The 15,533-nt window shown below is 56.3% G+C and carries 12 protein-coding genes and 1 pseudogene; 7 read left to right on the forward strand and 6 right to left on the reverse strand.

Going from position 1 to position 15,533, the window contains the following annotated elements:
• The 3 genes from LGL98_RS17000 to LGL98_RS17010 all read left to right on the forward strand — a co-directional run bounded on the left by LGL98_RS17000 (position 1) and on the right by LGL98_RS17010 (position 4,834).
• Positions 1 to 2,433, forward strand: coding sequence for a formate C-acetyltransferase/glycerol dehydratase family glycyl radical enzyme (locus tag LGL98_RS17000; protein WP_136029544.1), 2,433 nt, complete (start codon positions 1 to 3; stop codon positions 2,431 to 2,433).
• Positions 2,434 to 2,612: 179 nt separating this feature from the next.
• Positions 2,613 to 3,428, forward strand: a complete 816-nt coding sequence (locus LGL98_RS17005; RefSeq protein ID WP_136029546.1) for a Cof-type HAD-IIB family hydrolase — start codon at positions 2,613 to 2,615, stop codon at positions 3,426 to 3,428.
• 140 nt (positions 3,429 to 3,568) lie between these two features.
• On the forward strand, positions 3,569 to 4,834 hold the full coding sequence (locus LGL98_RS17010; RefSeq protein WP_136029548.1) for a DUF1479 domain-containing protein: 1,266 nt from the start codon (positions 3,569 to 3,571) through the stop codon (positions 4,832 to 4,834).
• Between the two features lie 77 nt (positions 4,835 to 4,911).
• Here LGL98_RS17010 and LGL98_RS17015 read toward each other — a convergent pair whose 3' ends face one another.
• Positions 4,912 to 6,504: an ABC-F family ATPase gene (locus tag LGL98_RS17015; protein WP_025714150.1), complete on the reverse strand. Its 1,593-nt coding sequence runs from the start codon at positions 6,502 to 6,504 to the stop codon at positions 4,912 to 4,914.
• Between the two features lie 48 nt (positions 6,505 to 6,552).
• Here LGL98_RS17015 and LGL98_RS17020 point away from each other — a divergent pair.
• Together LGL98_RS17020 and ldtB are read left to right on the forward strand one after the other, a co-directional pair.
• Positions 6,553 to 7,468, forward strand: a pseudogene (locus LGL98_RS17020) (tyrosine-protein phosphatase).
• 198 nt (positions 7,469 to 7,666) lie between these two features.
• Positions 7,667 to 8,581, forward strand: a complete 915-nt coding sequence (gene ldtB, locus LGL98_RS17025; RefSeq protein WP_002895871.1) for a L,D-transpeptidase — start codon at positions 7,667 to 7,669, stop codon at positions 8,579 to 8,581.
• A gap of 128 nt (positions 8,582 to 8,709) precedes the next feature.
• Here the strand turns inward: ldtB and LGL98_RS17030 are convergent, their stop codons facing one another.
• The 4 genes from LGL98_RS17030 to mntR all read right to left on the reverse strand — a co-directional run bounded on the left by LGL98_RS17030 (position 8,710) and on the right by mntR (position 12,623).
• Positions 8,710 to 9,426, reverse strand: coding sequence for a GntR family transcriptional regulator (locus tag LGL98_RS17030; protein ID WP_136029552.1), 717 nt, complete (start codon positions 9,424 to 9,426; stop codon positions 8,710 to 8,712).
• A gap of 68 nt (positions 9,427 to 9,494) precedes the next feature.
• Positions 9,495 to 10,871, reverse strand: a complete 1,377-nt coding sequence (locus tag LGL98_RS17035) for a glycoside hydrolase family 1 protein (protein ID WP_136029555.1) — start codon at positions 10,869 to 10,871, stop codon at positions 9,495 to 9,497.
• Positions 10,872 to 11,040: 169 nt separating this feature from the next.
• A complete protein-coding gene (locus LGL98_RS17040; protein WP_136029556.1) occupies positions 11,041 to 12,153 on the reverse strand; it encodes an anion transporter in 1,113 nt (370 codons plus the stop codon).
• Positions 12,150 to 12,623, reverse strand: a complete 474-nt coding sequence (mntR, locus tag LGL98_RS17045) for a manganese-binding transcriptional regulator MntR (RefSeq protein ID WP_008805779.1) — start codon at positions 12,621 to 12,623, stop codon at positions 12,150 to 12,152. The genes LGL98_RS17040 and mntR overlap by 4 nt, the downstream gene beginning before the upstream one ends.
• Positions 12,624 to 12,808: 185 nt before the next feature.
• On the opposite strand from mntR, the gene mntS reads away from it, so the two are divergent.
• Together mntS and LGL98_RS17055 are read left to right on the forward strand one after the other, a co-directional pair.
• Positions 12,809 to 12,934, forward strand: coding sequence for a manganase accumulation protein MntS (gene mntS / locus LGL98_RS17050; protein ID WP_136029558.1), 126 nt, complete (start codon positions 12,809 to 12,811; stop codon positions 12,932 to 12,934).
• Between the two features lie 268 nt (positions 12,935 to 13,202).
• Positions 13,203 to 14,783, forward strand: coding sequence for a phosphoethanolamine transferase (locus tag LGL98_RS17055; protein WP_136029560.1), 1,581 nt, complete (start codon positions 13,203 to 13,205; stop codon positions 14,781 to 14,783).
• Positions 14,784 to 14,873: 90 nt separating this feature from the next.
• Here LGL98_RS17055 and ompX read toward each other — a convergent pair whose 3' ends face one another.
• Entirely contained in the window at positions 14,874 to 15,389 is a 516-nt protein-coding gene (ompX, locus tag LGL98_RS17060; RefSeq protein WP_008805777.1) for an outer membrane protein OmpX, read from the reverse strand.
• Positions 15,390 to 15,533: the final 144 nt, after the last annotated feature.

A 15,533-nucleotide genomic window follows, 5' to 3' on the forward strand; every position in this document is an offset into this window, starting at 1 on the left:
ATGACTACCCTGAAACTCAACACCCTCAGCGCCCGCATCCAGGCCCATAAAATGGCGCTGGTGCATATCGTCAAGCCGCCAGTTTGTACCGAGCGCGCCCGCCACTATACGGAGATGTATCAGCAGCATCTCGATAAACCGATCCCGGTGCGCCGTGCGCTGGCGCTGGCTCACCATCTGGCGGAGCGCACCATCTGGATCAAGCACGACGAACTGATCGTCGGCAACCAGGCCAGCGAAGTGCGCGCTGCGCCGATTTTCCCGGAATACACCGTCAGCTGGATTGAGAAAGAGATCGACGATCTCGCCGACCGCCCGGGCGCCGGCTTCTCGGTCAGCGAAGAGAACAAACGCGTACTGCATGAAGTGTGTCCATGGTGGCGCGGCCAGACCGTGCAGGACCGTTGCTACGGTATGTTTACCGATGAGCAAAAAGCGCTGCTCGCCACCGGCATTATTAAGGCGGAAGGCAATATGACCTCCGGCGATGCTCACCTCGCGGTCAACTATCCCTTGCTGCTGGAGAAAGGGCTCGACGGGATGCGCGCGAAAGTCGCCGAACGCCGGTCGCGCATTAACCTGACGGTGCTGGAAGACCTGCACGGCGAGCAATTCCTGAAAGCGATTGATATCGTGCTGGAAGCCGTGAGCGATCACAGCAAACGCTTCGCCGCGCTGGCACGCGAAATGGCGGCAAAAGAGGCGCGCGAACAGCGTCGCGACGAACTGCTGACGATCGCTGAAAACTGTGAAGTCATCGCCCATGAGCCGCCGAAAACCTTCTGGCAGGCGCTGCAGTTGTGCTACTTCATTCAGCTGATCCTGCAAATTGAATCCAATGGTCACTCGGTTTCCTTTGGCCGCATGGACCAGTATCTCTATCCGTACTACCGCCGCGACGTTGAGTTGCAACAATCGCTGGATCGCGAACAGGCCATTGAGCTGCTGCACAGCTGCTGGCTGAAGCTGCTGGAGGTCAACAAGATCCGCTCCGGCTCACACTCCAAGGCCTCTGCTGGCAGCCCGCTGTACCAGAACGTCACCATTGGCGGCCAGAATCTGGTAGACGGTAAACCACAGGACGCGGTCAATCCGCTGTCGTATGCCATCCTTGAATCCTGCGGTCGCCTGCGTTCTACCCAACCGAACCTCAGCGTGCGCTACCACGCCGGGATGAGCAACGACTTCCTCGACGCCTGCGTCCAGGTGATCCGCTGCGGTTTCGGTATGCCAGCATTCAACAATGACGAGATCGTGATCCCGGAATTCATTAAGTTGGGCATCGAGCCGCAGGACGCCTACGATTACGCCGCCATCGGCTGTATCGAAACCGCGGTCGGCGGCAAATGGGGCTACCGCTGCACCGGCATGAGCTTCATTAACTTCGCGCGAGTGATGCTGGCGACGCTGGAAGGCGGCCGCGATGCCACCAGCGGCGAGGTGTTCCTGCCACAGGAGCACGCCCTGTCGAAAGGCAACTTCGCTAACTTCGATCAGGTGCTGGCCGACTGGGACCGTCAGATTCGTTACTACACCCGTAAATCAATTGAGATTGAATATGTGGTCGATACCATGCTTGAGGAGAACGTTCACGATATTCTCTGCTCGGCACTGGTCGACGACTGTATCGAACGGGCGAAGAGCATCAAGCAAGGCGGCGCGAAGTATGACTGGGTTTCCGGCCTGCAGGTGGGCATCGCCAACCTCGGCAACAGCCTGGCGGCGGTGAAAAAACTGGTCTTCGATCAGGGCGCCATCGGCCAACAGGAGCTGGCGAAGGCGCTGGCGGAAGACTTTGCCGGGCTAACTCACGAGCAGTTGCGTCAGCGGTTGATTAACGGCGCACCGAAGTACGGTAACGATGATGACAGCGTCGACGAACTGCTGGCGCGGGCCTACCAGACCTACATCGATGAGCTGAAGCAGTATCACAACCCGCGCTATGGCCGCGGCCCGATTGGCGGCAACTATTACGCCGGCACGTCGTCTATCTCCGCCAACGTTCCGTTCGGCGCGCAGACCATGGCAACACCGGATGGCCGTAAAGCGCACGCTCCGCTGGCAGAAGGAGCCAGCCCGGCCTCCGGTACCGACCATCTGGGACCGACGGCGGTCATCAGTTCAGTGGGTAAACTGCCCACCGGGGCGATCCTCGGCGGCGTGCTGCTTAACCAGAAGCTGAATCCGTCAACGCTGGAGAATGAGGCCGACAAACAGAAGCTGATGGTGCTGCTGCGTACCTTCTTCGAGGTGCATAAAGGCTGGCATATCCAGTACAACATCGTGTCGCGCGACACGCTGCTGGAGGCGAAGAAACATCCTGACCAGTACCGCGATTTAGTGGTCCGCGTCGCTGGATACTCGGCGTTCTTCACCGCCCTGTCGCCGGATACTCAGGACGATATCATCGCCCGTACCGAGCATACGCTGTAACCCTTCGTGCCCGCTGGCGCTACGCTGAGCGGGCCAACCCAGTTCAGCAGGCCGGGTAAGGCCACTCCGCCACCCGGCATTTTCTCTCTGCGTGCACTTTCATTCGAAATAAATTTGTGCTCCCCATCACATTGTAATTAGAATGTTACTGGTCGAAGTTAAGCCAGGAGCACTCTCTTATGACCGTTAAAGTTATCGTCACCGATATGGACGGAACTTTTCTCAATGACGCCAAGCAGTACGACCGCCCGCGTTTCCTCGCCCAGTTTGCGCAGCTCAAGCAGCAAGGTATTGAATTTGTTGTCGCCAGCGGCAACCAGTACTATCAGCTGATCTCATTTTTCCCGGAAATTCGCGAGCAGATTTCATTCGTCGCAGAAAACGGCGCTCTGGTTTATGAACATGGCAAGCAGCTGTTCCACGGCGAACTGACCCGCCACGAATCACAGGTGGTGATTGGCGAATTGCTCAAAGATCCACAGCTCAACTTTGTCGCCTGCGGCCTGCAGAGCGCCTACGTCAGCGATAAAGCCCCGGATGCCTTCGTCGAGCTGATGGCGAAGCACTACCATCGCCTGCAGCGGGTGAGGGACTATCACGCCATCAACGACACCCTGTTTAAATTCTCGCTTAATCTGCCAGACAGCGAGATCCCGCAGCTGATCGATAAACTCCATGTGTCGCTCGACGGGATCATGAAGCCGGTCACCAGCGGCTTTGGCTTTGTCGATTTGATTATCCCTGGCCTGCATAAAGCCAATGGCATCAGCCGCTTGCTCAAGCGCTGGAACCTTTCGCCGCAGCAGTGCGTCGCCATCGGCGACAGCGGCAATGACGCCGAAATGCTGAAACTGGTGAAATACGCCTTCGCCATGGGTAACGCCGCCGACAGCATCAAGGCTATCGCCGGATACGCTACTGACGATAATAACCATGACGGCGCGCTGAACGTCATTCAGGCCGTCCTCGACAGCTCCGCTCCCTTCAACGACTAACGCTTCACCGGGGTATAGCGCCCCGGCTATTCCATTTTGTGCGCAACAGCAAGATTTTAAACTTGCATTAACTCCATTTTAACTTAAATTAACGTTTGTAATATTTAATACTTTCGAATGAAAGATACAGCGAGGTTATTATGGCTGCTCTCCCGACCCACGAAACACTTCCCGCCGATCACAAAGCGGCGATTCGCCAGATGAAACAGGCCTTACGGGCGCAAATCGGCGACGTTCAGGCGGTATTTGATAAACTTTCCGCGCACATCACAGAGCGTCTGGAAGAGATTGAGGCCCTGAAAGCCGCAGGCCAGGAGGTCTGGCCGACAATCCCGTTCAGCGATATCGCCGAAGGAAAAGTGAGCGATGCCCAGCGCGCGGCGATTAAACGCCGCGGTTGCGCGGTGATCAAGGGGCACTTCCCGCGCGACCAGGCGCTGGCCTGGGACAACGCGATGCTGGAATACCTCGACCTGAACCACTTCGATGACGTTTACAAAGGACCTGGCGACAGCTTCTTCGGTTCGCTGGAGGCTTCGCGTCCGGAGATCTACCCGATCTACTGGTCGCCCTCACAAATGCAGGCGCGCCAGAGCGAGGAAATGGCGGCAGTGCAATCTTTCCTCAACCGCTTGTGGCGCTTTGAGCAGGACGGCACGCGTTGGTTCGAGCCGGATGTCAGCGTGATTTACCCCGACCGTATCCGCCGCCGCCCGCCGGGAACCACCTCGAAGGGGCTGGGCGCGCATACCGATTCCGGGGCGCTGGAGCGCTGGCTGCTCCCTGCCTACCAGCAGGTTTTCGCCAACGTCTTTAATGGCAATATCGACGCCTACGACCCGTGGGACGCCGCGCACCGTACCGAAGTGGAAGAGTACACCGTGGATAACACCACCAAATGCTCGGTGTTCCGCACCTTCCAGGGCTGGACCGCGCTGTCGGACATGATCCCGGGACAGGGGCTGCTGCACGTGGTGCCGATCCCCGAGGCGATGGCTTATGTGCTGCTGCGCCCGCTGCTTGACGATGTGCCAGAGGATGAGCTGTGCGGCGTCGCGCCGGGCAGAGTGCTGCCGATCTCAGCGCAATGGCACCCGCTCTTAATTAAAGCGTTAAGTTCGATTCCGGCGCTGAATGCCGGTGATTCGGTCTGGTGGCACTGCGACGTCATTCACTCGGTGGCGCCGGTGGAAAATCAACAAGGCTGGGGCAATGTCATGTATATCCCCGCCGCGCCGATGTGCGAAAAGAACCTGGCCTATGCGCAGAAAGTAAAAATCGCCCTGGAAAAAGGCGCCTCGCCGGGGGATTTCCCGCGTGAGGACTATGAAGCCAGCTGGCAGGGCCGCTTTACCCTGGAGGATCTGAATATTCACGGCAAACGGGCGCTGGGTATGCCGGTCTAATCGTCATACGGCCCCGGCGTTTCATGTCGTTAGTCACCCGGGTAAGGCGTAGCCGCCACCCGGGTCACGGACAGGGATTACTCAATACCTTTGCTGCGCAGGTAATCTTCGTAGTTGCCGCTGAAATCGATTACGCGTTCTGGGGTTATCTCCAGTACGCGAGTCGCCAGCGAGCTAACGAACTCACGGTCATGGGAGACGAAGATCAGGGTGCCCTGATACATCTCCAGCGCCATGTTCAGCGATTCAATGGATTCCATATCCAGGTGGTTGGTCGGTTCGTCCATCACCAGGATGTTTGGCTTCTGCATCATCAGCTTACCGAACAGCATGCGCCCTTTCTCGCCACCGGAAAGTACTTTTGCCGGCTTTTTGATATCGTCCTGGCTAAACAGCAGACGGCCGAGGATGCTGCGTACCGCCTGCTCGTCGTCGCTTTCCTGCTTCCACTGGCTCATCCACTCGAAGACCGTCAGGTCATTTTCGAACTCGTACTCATGATCCTGCGCGTAGTAGCCAATTTGCGCGTTTTCAGACCATTTCACGCTGCCGTTATCCGGCTGCAGTTCGCCTACCAGGGTTTTCAGCATGGTGGATTTACCCACGCCGTTGGCGCCCAGAATGGCAATCTTCTCACCCACTTCCAGCAGCAGGTTAACGTTTTTGAACAGCGGACCTTCATCAAAGCCTTTGGTAAGGGCTTCCACTTCCAGCGCGTTACGGAACAGTTTCTTGTCCTGCTCGAAGCGGATAAACGGGTTCTGACGGCTGGAGGCTTTAACTTCTTCCAGCTTGATTTTGTCAATCTGGCGCGCGCGCGAGGTGGCCTGACGCGATTTAGAGGCGTTGGCGCTGAAGCGGCTAACGAAGGACTGCAGGTCCGCAATCTGTGCTTTTTTCTTGGCGTTGTCCGCCAGCAGGCGCTCCCGCGCCTGAGTAGCCGCGGTCATGTATTCGTCGTAGTTGCCGGGATACACGCGCAGCTCGCCGTAGTCGAGGTCCGCCATGTGAGTGCAGACCATGTTCAGGAAGTGACGGTCGTGCGAAATGATAATCATGGTGCTGTCGCGATCGTTCAGCGTCTGCTCCAGCCAGCGAATGGTATCGATGTCCAGGTTGTTCGTCGGTTCATCGAGCAGCAGGATATCCGGATTGGAAAACAGCGCCTGCGCCAGCAGGACGCGGAGCTTCCAGCCCGGCGCAACTTCGCTCATCGGGCCGTAATGCTGTTCAACCGGAATGCCGACGCCGAGCAGCAGTTCGCCGGCGCGCGCTTCCGCCGAGTAGCCATCCATTTCGCCATATTTGACTTCCAGGTCGGCCACTTTGTAGCCATCTTCTTCGCTCATCTCCGCAAGGGCGTAGATGCGATCGCGCTCCTGCTTCACTTCCCACAGCTCGCCGTGGCCCATGATGACCGTATCCAGCACGGTGAACGCTTCAAAGGCAAACTGATCCTGACGCAGCTTACCGATGCGCTCGTTCGGGTCGAGAGAAACGTTGCCCAGCGTCGGTTCGAGATCGCCGCCGAGGATCTTCATAAAGGTCGATTTACCGCTGCCGTTGGCGCCGATCAGACCATAACGGTTGCCGCCGCCAAATTTAACGGAGATATTTTCGAACAGCGGCTTACTGCCAAACTGCATGGTAACGTTGCTGGATACTAGCACGGGGATATCCTGAAAAAAGAGTATGAGGGGTGTGATACAGCAGACATTATGCCAGCAAATGACACACTTTTCACGGCCTGCGGTAAATTCCACCGCGGCGCTTGTGCTAAGGTCTTTGTCAGACGAGCCTGCGCCCCGCGCTCAAACGGTTATTCTGTACGTCATTATGAGGAGCCCTATGACCACCAGCCTACCGCGACATCCGGCCTTTTTATCACTGCAGGGCGGCATTAATTTTCGCGACCTGGGCGGCCAGCGTGCCGCCGACGGACGCCGTGTACGCAGCGGCAAGCTGCTGCGTTCCGGCGCGCTAAACCGGTTAACGGCAGAGGATCTCAACCACCTGGACACCCTGCCGCTCAGCCGGGTACTCGACTATCGCGACCCCGGCGAGGTGGCCCGTACCCCGGACAAACTTAGCCCGCTCACACACTATCTTAACGCGCCGGCCAATCCACCGGTTAGCGAGGTCAACGCGAAGGTTACCGAGCTGAATGCCGCCACCCTCAACGCGCTGAACGGCGAACAGTTTATGCTGCAACTCTATCGCCAGCTGCCCTTTAACAACCCGGCCTATCGCCAGCTCGCCGCGTGGCTCACCACCCCTTTTGACGGTGCCTTACTGCAACATTGCGCGGTCGGCAAAGATCGCACCGGCGTCGGCTGCGCGTTAACCCTGTTCGCCGTCGGCTGCGACAGCGAAACGGTGATGGAGGAGTACCTGCTTACCCACGGCATGTTGACGCAGGTGGAGGCCTGGATGCTGGATATGCTCGGCAACGACCTGACGGCCCAGGGGCGCCAGAGTCTGGCGGATATCCTGACGGTGAAAGAGTCCTATCTTGCTGCCGCGCTGTCGGCCATTCAGCAGCGCTATGGCACCATCGACGCCTGGCTGGCAGAAGAGTACCAGCTCACCGGCCCGGTTCGCGCCGCCCTGCAGACCCGTCTGCTGGAAGAATAACGGTTTTTTTCACCCGGTGGGGGGGCTTGCATCGCCCGCCGGCGTGCGGCAGCCGAAGCGATAGGGAAAAAAATGTGATTTCGTACACATCTGATTTACCTGTTCAGCGGAATGCACATATAATGCGCTCCCATCTACTGTCTGAATCATTTAACAAAGGCCTGTGTGGCGTTGATTTCGCACACGACATTAAAGACTATGAAATTATCTACACTCTTAGCGGCAGCCTTCGCCATCGTAGGCTTTTGCAATACAGCGTCTGCTGTCACCTATCCTTTGCCAACCGATGGCAGCCGTTTGGTTGGTCAGAACCAGGTCATCACCATTCCGGATGATAACAAGCAGCCGCTGGAATACTTCGCGGCGAAATATCAGATGGGGCTATCCAACATGCTGGAAGCCAACCCGGGGGTGGACACCTATCTGCCGAAAGGCGGTAGCGTACTGAACATTCCTCAGCAGCTGATCCTGCCGGATACGGTGCATGAAGGGATCATTATCAACAGCGCGGAAATGCGTCTGTACTACTACCCGAAAGGCACCAACACCGTCATCGTTCTGCCGATCGGCATCGGCCAGTTGGGTAAAGATACGCCGATCAACTGGACTACTAAAGTCGAACGTAAGAAGGCCGGCCCGACCTGGACGCCGACCGCCAAGATGCATGCGGAATACGCTGCCGCCGGCAACCCGCTGCCTGCCGTCGTACCGGCTGGTCCGGATAACCCGATGGGCCTGTACGCGCTGTATATCGGTCGTCTGTACGCCATCCACGGCACCAACGCTAACTTCGGTATCGGCCTGCGCGTAAGCCACGGCTGCGTACGTCTGCGCAACGATGACATCAAATTCCTGTTTGAGAACGTGCCGGTCGGCACCCGCGTACAGTTTATCGATGAGCCGGTAAAAGCGACCACCGAACCGGATGGCAGCCGTTATATCGAGGTGCACAACCCGCTGTCGACCACCGAAGCGCAGTTCCAGGGCGGCGAGATCGTGCCGATCACCCTGACCCAGCCGGTACAGGCAGTTACCAGCCAGTCTGATGTTGATCAGAATGTGGTTGAGCAGGCTATCCAGAACCGCTCCGGTATGCCGGTGCGTCTGAACTAAGTTCAGTATGACAAGAAAAACGGCGGGCCTGATGCCCGCCGTTTTTTTATCGGCATTTTCCCGGACGACCAAACCTGCCAACACCCTGGCCCTGCTAAGCACTATGCAAACAGGCGACCTCCCCCGATCTAGCCGTTATTCACCAGAATAATCCCGCCGTGATCGTAGCGATAATGGCAGTGGGCATACTCCAGCGGCGTGCCGTCTTCGAGATAGATAACCTGCTCCACCTCCAGCACCGGATCGGTCGGCTCGCAGTGAAGATGCTGCCTGTCCAGCTCGTCCGGTTTCATCGCCCGCACCACACGGTAAGAGCCCATTAGCTTCAGCCCCAGCGTCTCCTGTACGTAGCGAAACACGGAACCTTCCAGATGGCTTTTGGTTAACCCCGGCACCAGCCCCACCGGCATGACCGTCAGATCCAGCGATACCGGCTCGCCGTTAAGCAGCCGCAGGCGAACAAAGTCATACACCGGGGCATCGGCGTCGATAAGCAGCGAACTTTGCTCCTTGTCGCTGGGAAAGCGCACCGCAAAGCGCACCACTTCGCTTTGTACCTCGCCAAGATGCTCCCAGGTTTTGGTGGCGCCGAAATAGTCGCTGCCGGGCAGCTCCCACTGCGACAGCTGAAGGAAATTTTTCCGCACAAAGGTGCCCTGCCCTTTACGGGTATAGATCAGCCCTTCGACGATTAACTGGCGCATCGCCTGCTGGATGGTCATCCGGCTGGTACTGAACTCTGCCGCCAGCGCAAACTGGTCGGGTAGCGGCGCGCTGGCAGGATACTGCTGGCTGATGATGCGTTTTTTTATCTCCCGCGCGATTTGCAGATACTTCGCCGTCATTTCCCGGTCCTTATCCATTCAGTGAGTGGCTGGCGGGCAGGATACACCATCTGACCGCCAGGGCAGCGTTACATCGCTTCGCCGTTGCTGCGGATCACCTGCTTCAGCCATGCATAGCTCTTCTTCGGCACCCGCCGCAGGTCCTTGAGGTCATGGTTCTCACGATTGACGTACACCACGCCGTAACGCTTACGCATATCGCCCTGTGAGCTCAGGATGTCGATTAATCCCCAGCCGAGATAGCCAATCACCTGCGCCCCATCCTCAAAGATGGCCGCTTTCATGGCGTTGATATGGTCGCGATGGTAGGCGATACGATAATCGTCGGCAATGGGATGTTCACCGTCCCAGGATTCGATCACCCCGATGCCGTTTTCAATCGGGAACACCGGCAGGCGCCAGTCGTTATAGTAGCGAGTAATGATCGCCCGGAAACCCAGCGGATCAATCTGCCAGTTCCATTCCGTCGCTTTCAGGAACGGGTTATCCTGGTTACCAAATAACATATAGTTATTGACCGCGGTTCCCGGCGGGATGGCGTCGCTATTCAATGTGCGGCTGGCGTAATAGCTGAACGCCAGATAATCGACCTTCACCGTCGCCATCAGCGCAAGATCCTCCGGACGATAGATATCGTCAAAGCCCTCGCGGGCGACAACGTGCATCACCTCCGGGCTGTAACCTTCGCCGGCATAGGCTCGCAGCAGGTTCTGGTTTAAAAACTCATCCAGTTGCTGGGCGCAGAAAATATCCCGCGGCTTACAGGTGGCTGGATAGACCAGCGCGTGAGCCAGCATCCCGCCCATCAGACATTGCGGCTTCGTCTGGTGCAGATAGTGAGTCAGATGGACATGCGCCATCATGACATGATGCTGGATCAGATATAGCTCGCGCAGGGTCTTCTCTCCCTGCAGGTAGCCGGAAATCAGAAACGCTTCCGGTGAATGGTAGAGGTTCTGTTCATTGAAGGTCAGCCAGTACTTCACCTTATCCCCATAGCAGGCGATCATCTTTTGGCCATAGCGGATAAAGGCGTCCATGACCCGACGGTCGGTAAAACCGTTGTAGCGTTCCGCCAGAGAGAGCGGCATATCAAAATGATACAGACAGATCATCGGCTCGATGCCGCGGGCAATAAGCTCATCGATAAACTGATGATAGAAAGCGATCCCCTCTTCATTAAATGCGCCATCCCCCTCCGGGCACACCCGGCTCCAGGCGATCTGAAAGCGGTAGCAGTTCATGCCCAGATCCTGCATCAAATCGAAATCTTCACGAAAGCGATGATAAGCGTCGGTCGCCACCTTCCAGTCGGAGGCGAATTCGGCCGGTTGACGAATATCGTACACCGACATCCCCTTGCCACCCTCGTTCCATGCGCCTTCCGTCTGCATGCTGGAGACGGAATTACCCCATAAAAAATCTGCCGGTAGTGTGTTCTTCATGCTGCACCTCGGTATATGACTAGTCATTTAAATTTCATGACTAGTCATATACCGAAAAGTGAAAAGGTAAGCAAAGCCCGGGATCGGTTTCTGTGAGCCGGACAAAAAAAGATCGCCACGGGGGGCGATCCTGGCGATCGATGTGACTGATGGCGCGATTCTGTTGAGATCAGGCGCTGAGTTTGAAGAGCCAATAACCGCTGAGCGCCGCCCACAGCAGCATGGGGATGGAGTACAGATGAAAGCGCCACCAGATGCGCCGATCGCCGGCCATGCGCAGGGCGATAATATTAGCCAGCGAACCCGGCAGCAGGCCAAAGCCGCCCACGTTAACCGCCCAGGCGAGCAGGATCGACGGCGGAACATAGTTGAGCAGCAGAATGGTCGAGGGCACATTACTGATCACTTGCGACAGGCCGATGGCGGTCAGCCACAGTCCCCCGCCGGAAAGCGTTCCTACCCCGTTAAGCACCTGATGCAGGGCCGGAAGCTGGGTCAGCAGATGGACATCAATAAACATCACCATAAACACCAGCAGCAGCGACCAGTCGACATGGACGATCACCGCCCGAGCCAGCACCAGGAAGCCCAGCAGCACCAGCGCCAGTCCCCACAGGGCCTGATTCATCTCCAGCGCCGTGAGGAATACCACATACAGTCCCAAACAGCTCCAGACGAGCTTAGGCTGCCACGACGGCGCCCTGTCGCTGCTCTGGTAGCTTAGCCGCTTGGCCGGGAAACAGAACCAGCACAGCACCAGCAAGGTCAGCATCATCGCCGCCGCCAGGGGCAGCATCTGGCCGATAAACCCAAGGAAAGAGAGGCCGGAGCGCCCCCACAGTAAGATATTTTGCGGGTTGCCGATTGGCGTCAGCAGCGACCCGGCGTTCACCGCCAGCGCTTCGAAAATAATCAGTCGGTTCACCGGAATAGCGCACCACTTTTTCAGCGTCAGCGTCAACGGCACCACAATAAATAGTGCGACGTCGTTAGTGAGAAAGGTGGACAGCAGCGCCGCCGCCAGCACCATAAAGATGGCCAGCTGGCGCTCAGTCACAAAGCGGCGGGCCATTTTACGCCCCAGGACGTCAAAATAGCCGCTCAGTTCGATCCCCTTAGTCAACAACATCAGGCCGCTGAGCGTGACGATGGTATGCCAGTCAATGGCCGCCGGCCAGCTTGCCGGTACAAACGGCACGATGGCGCTGAGCACGCAGGCGATAATCAGCAGCAGGTGTAAAAACCGGTCGCGCAGCAGCGACTGGACGAAGGGAAGAGTCATGCTTCCTGGGATCCCTGTTTTTGGGTAAATTTCAGGAACATCGCCAGCGTCTCTTCGCTCACATGATGCTCCATCCCTTCCGCATCGCGGCGGGCAATCTCCGGACTAACGCCAATCGCCAGCAGAAAATTTTCCACAATCTGATGGCGCTCGCGGCTTTCCTGGGCCAGCTTCTCCCCTTCCGGGGTTAAGAAGATCCCGCGCCAGGGGATCTGTTCAATAAGACCGACGCTGGCCAGGCGTTTGAGCATCTTAGCGACTGTGGGCTGTGAAACACCGAGACGCGCCGCCATATCCACCTGGCGCGCCTCGCCCACTTCGTTGATCAGATCGGAGATCAGCTCCACGTAGTCATCGATCAGCTCGCGGCGATGCGCTTCCCGTACCTGGCGGAATCCTTCCACGTGTTCTTCAACATTCACTAACTGCGTCACTTTTTTTGTTATTGGCTTACCTGCGCGACGGTTCATTGTGCTTCCTCATTCGTGTGACGCGTCAAGCATCATATAAAAAGATCCACATTGTAATGGATTGCGCCAATAGCACAAAAAATTAACGTTTTAGCCATAGCTATAAAATATAGCCTGTGCTATATCTGTATGTAATGCAAACAGCCATCAAGGATTGACGGCGTGAACAGGCAGGAGGAGAGCAGATGAGCGAATTCAAGAGGTGCTTAAACGTGTTTAGCCATTCACCCTTTAAAGTACGATTAATGCTGATCGGTATGCTGTGCGAGATGATCAACGGTAAACCGCAGCAGGGCAAACCCAATTCCTAAGGCGGCGTCGCGGTACGCCGCTTCATTTTTCTGTCATCTTTTGCCGGTAAAATGGCCGGTTCCCCCCGTTTCCCTGACCTTTTTTCAAGTTTTGTAAGCGCCCTCGCAAAACAATCTGTTATGTCTGGTTGACCTTACCATTTACAAGCCCTATCTTTGCACAGCCCTGCCACATTCGCGGCGCGCAGAGACCCTCTTCACGCACTGTCCAGCAGGTTTTACCCCTTGACGCCAGGGGATGCGCATGGCCTCTTTTTGATTGTTTACTATGAATGTCACCACCCTGAAAGATACGCTGGTTGCCCGCCGACTGGCACCGAACCCATGGACAGGATTCTACTTTTTACAATCGCTGTTGATTAACCTGGCGCTGGGCTATGAATTTAGCCTGCTCTATACCGTGGCATTTACCTGCGTGTTACATCTTTTATGGCGCGCTTTTCCGCGCGTGCAGAAAGGGGTAGTCGGCGTCTATTCCCTGCTGGCGGCCCTCTACTACCCGTTTGGCCAGGCCTACGGCGCGCCCAACTTCAACACCCTGCTGGCGCTGCACGCCACCAACGTGGAAGAATCCACGGAAATTCTCACCATCTTCCCGTGGTACAACTATCTGCTGGCGGTCTTCATCTTCGCTCTCGGGGTCATTGCGGTTCGCCGCAGGATCGTCGAGCAAACCCGCTGGGGAAAAATGGAGACGCTGGGCCTGCTGTTCAGCATCGGGATTTTCTTTCTCCAGCCGGTGCAAAACCTCGCCTGGGGCGGGGTATTCAAGGTGATCGACACCGGTTACCCAGCCTTCCGTTTTGTCAAAGATGTGGTGGTTAATAACAACGAGGTGCTGGACGAACAGGCGCGGATGGCGCAGCTGGCCGGCATGAAAGACAGCTGGCACGTGCTGTCAGTGAAGCCAAAGTACCATCTCTATGTGGTGGTGATCGGTGAAAGCGCGCGCCGCGACGCCCTGGGCGCCTTCGGTGGCCACTGGGACAACACGCCGTTTGCCAGTTCGGTAAACGGGTATCTGTTTAACAACTATGTCGCTGCCAGCGGCTCGACGCAGAAATCACTCGGCCTGACGCTTAACCGGGTGGTCGACGGCAAACCGCAGTTTCAGGATAACTTTGTCACCCTCGCTAACCGCGCGGGTTTCCAGACCTGGTGGTTCTCCAACCAGGGGCAGATTGGCGAGTACGACACCGCTATCGCCAGCATTGCCAAACGTGCGGATGAAGTCCAGTTTCTGAAAAACGGCGATTTCGAAGCCAATAAAAATACCCAGGACGAGCAGTTATTAAAGCTGACCGAGCAGGTGCTCTCCACCCAGCGCACCCAGCCGCAGCTGATTGTCCTGCATCTGATGGGCTCTCATCCGCAGGCCTGCGACCGCACCAAAGGCAAATACACGGTGTTCGTCCAGTCAAAAGAAACTTCCTGCTATCTCTACAGCATGACGCAAACCGATACCCTGCTGGCTAAGCTCTATAGCCAGTTGCAAAACTCCGGCAATACCTTTTCACTGACCTATTTTTCCGATCATGGCCTGGCGTTCAAGGAGCGGGGAAAAGAGGTGCAGTATCTAGCACATGACGATAAGTTCCAGCAGAACTTCCAGGTACCGTTTATGGTGCTGTCCAGCGATGACAAAGCGCATAAAGTGATTAAGGCGCAGCGTTCGGCGAATGATTTTCTCAGCTTCTTTTCCCAGTGGACAGGGATTCAGGCGGCAGAGATCACCCCGCGCTACCGGTTTATCTCCGAGCAAAAGGCCGGTCCGGTGTATATCACCAACTTCCAGCTGCAGAAGGTCGATTATTCCCACCTCGGCACCGATGAGTTCACGGTCAACTAATCGTTCATTCCCGGCCAACCGGCCGGGCCGCCTGCCAGCAGGCAAAAAAAATCCGCCCCGAGAGGCGGATTTTTCATATCACCGGAGTGATTAGAAGCGGTAACCCACGCCAGCAATCCAGGTGCCGACGTCAACGTTACGAATACGAGACTGCTCGTAGGAGAAGTCCAGGGCAACGTTTTCGATCGGGTTGAACTGCAGACCAGCACCGTAGGAGAAACCGTAGTCGCTCATATCGGATTTCTGGTTCGGGAAGTTGTTGTTCTGGAATTTACCGTAACCAACACCCACAACACCGTAGATGCTTGCCCAGTCGTTCAGACGGTAAGCCGGACCAGCGGTGATGCCGTAGTACTGACCTTTGTTGTAAGTACCGTTGCTGGTGTTATCCTTTTCGGTGTAGGTGAAGGAACCGATAACGCCCAGCGGGTTGTTATCTTGCTCGTAACGGTATTTCAGGTTGAAACCGCCAGCTTTGTTCGCTTTACCCTGCATGTCGCTCTGTGCGTAACCGCCGGTTACGGTAGAAGTTGCAGCAAATGCAGTGGTACCTACGGATGCAGCCAGAACAACGGCCAGTGCTGAAAGACGTGCAATTTTATTCATAACCACCTCAAATGTGTTTCTAATAAGTCCTAAGCCTTAAATATATCAAAAATTTTTGGGAAACTCTTTGGAGTTTACATTGTCTAACATACTTTTTCATGTAACCAAAAGTTTCCATATTTCTATAACAATATGGAAAACAAC

This window comes from Klebsiella africana (assembly GCF_020526085.1).
GTDB classification, from domain to species: Bacteria; Pseudomonadota; Gammaproteobacteria; order Enterobacterales; family Enterobacteriaceae; genus Klebsiella; species Klebsiella africana.

Excerpts from the sequence above, each read along its gene's own strand:
- ompX (WP_008805777.1), bottom strand. The coding sequence starts at position 15,389 with ATGAATAAAATTGCACGTCTTTCAGCACTGGCCGTTGTTCTGGCTGCA.
- LGL98_RS17040 (WP_136029556.1), bottom strand. The coding sequence starts at position 12,153 with ATGACTCTTCCCTTCGTCCAGTCGCTGCTGCGCGACCGGTTTTTACAC.
- LGL98_RS17055 (WP_136029560.1), top strand. The coding sequence starts at position 13,203 with ATGAATGTCACCACCCTGAAAGATACGCTGGTTGCCCGCCGACTGGCA.
- LGL98_RS17000 (WP_136029544.1), top strand. The coding sequence starts at position 1 with ATGACTACCCTGAAACTCAACACCCTCAGCGCCCGCATCCAGGCCCAT.
- ldtB (WP_002895871.1), top strand. The coding sequence starts at position 7,667 with ATGAAATTATCTACACTCTTAGCGGCAGCCTTCGCCATCGTAGGCTTT.
- mntR (WP_008805779.1), bottom strand. The coding sequence starts at position 12,623 with ATGAACCGTCGCGCAGGTAAGCCAATAACAAAAAAAGTGACGCAGTTA.
- LGL98_RS17010 (WP_136029548.1), top strand. The coding sequence starts at position 3,569 with ATGGCTGCTCTCCCGACCCACGAAACACTTCCCGCCGATCACAAAGCG.
- LGL98_RS17005 (WP_136029546.1), top strand. The coding sequence starts at position 2,613 with ATGACCGTTAAAGTTATCGTCACCGATATGGACGGAACTTTTCTCAAT.
- LGL98_RS17035 (WP_136029555.1), bottom strand. The coding sequence starts at position 10,871 with ATGAAGAACACACTACCGGCAGATTTTTTATGGGGTAATTCCGTCTCC.
- mntS (WP_136029558.1), top strand. The coding sequence starts at position 12,809 with ATGAGCGAATTCAAGAGGTGCTTAAACGTGTTTAGCCATTCACCCTTT.
- LGL98_RS17030 (WP_136029552.1), bottom strand. The coding sequence starts at position 9,426 with ATGACGGCGAAGTATCTGCAAATCGCGCGGGAGATAAAAAAACGCATC.